The sequence below is a fragment of the Tardiphaga sp. genome (genome assembly GCF_041424195.1).
GTDB lineage: Bacteria > Pseudomonadota > Alphaproteobacteria > Rhizobiales > Xanthobacteraceae > Tardiphaga.
Map to the genome: position 1 here is coordinate 1 of NZ_JBGMOE010000153.1, position 1,095 is coordinate 1,095.

General features: G+C 64.5%; 1 protein-coding gene. It reads left to right on the top strand.

What is annotated here, in order from left to right:
- Positions 1-241 precede the first annotated feature (241 nt).
- Positions 242-904 (top strand): ligase-associated DNA damage response endonuclease PdeM, encoded by a 663-nt coding sequence (pdeM, locus tag ACEK02_RS19745; protein ID WP_371423264.1) that lies wholly within the window; start codon positions 242-244, stop codon positions 902-904.
- Positions 905-1,095: the final 191 nt, after the last annotated feature.

Genomic DNA, 1,095 nt, shown 5'->3' on the forward strand with positions numbered 1-1,095 from the left:
TCGCCGAACACCACGCCGATCGCGCCGATCGTCAAGGCCAGCAACGCCGGATGCGGCGCATGCGGGGCAGGACTGTCAGGCTTGGTCGCGGTCGCTGCGGTCATAAGCGGTGAATGGCTCGTCAGGAAGGACGGCGCGCTTTACGCTCGTGGGGGCTTTGCGCAAGGCCTTTGATACTCGCGCTGGCCAGGCGGTGTCACGGGCGTTGCACCGAGGCCACCATTGCGACATAGCCAAGGGCATGGTTCCCTTTTCGTTCGCAGGTCGTGATTTCCTTGCTTTGGGGAGCGGTGCCCTGTTCTGGCCCGCGCGCGGGGCGTTGCTGGTGGCCGACCTGCATTTCGAGAAAGCAAGCTGGTACGCGCGCGGTGGTCAAATGTTGCCGCCTTATGATTCGCTGGCGACGCTTGCCGATCTGACCGCGCTGGCGGAGACGCTGCGCCCGCGCGAAATCTGGTGCCTGGGCGACAGTTTCCACGACGATGAGGGATGCGATCGCTTGCCCGATGCGGCGCAGGCGCGGCTGCGCGCGCTGACCGGTGCGATCGCGTGGACGTGGATCACCGGCAACCATGATGCGGGAATGGTCGATCGTTGCGGCGGGGTCGTTGTTGACGAGGCCGAGGTCGACGGGTTGATCCTGCGGCACGAAGCTGTGCCCGACGAAGTCCGTCCCGAGCTTTCGGGCCATTTCCATCCCAAATTGCGGTTGCGGGTGCGCGGTCGTTCGGTCTCCCGCCGCTGCTTCGTCGCCAGTGCGTGCAAGCTGATCCTGCCCGCGTTCGGCGCTTTGACGGGGGGGCTGGATGCAGCACACCCGGAGATTGTCCGCGCAGTCGGGCGAGGGGCGGAAGCGCTGATCCCGGTCGAGGATCGCTTGCTGCGCTTCCCGCTGGCGGCGTAAGCCGCTGCGAAAAATCCCTCCCGTGAACGGGAGGGATTTCACATCTCAGCTCGCCAATTGCGGAAAGCCTGCGCGGAACGCCGCAACCTTTGGTTTGTCGAAGGTCACGATATAGGGGTGGTTGGGGTTCCGGTCGTAGAAATTCTGGTGATAATCCTCCGCCGGAAAGAAAGCGCCGGACTCGATTCTGG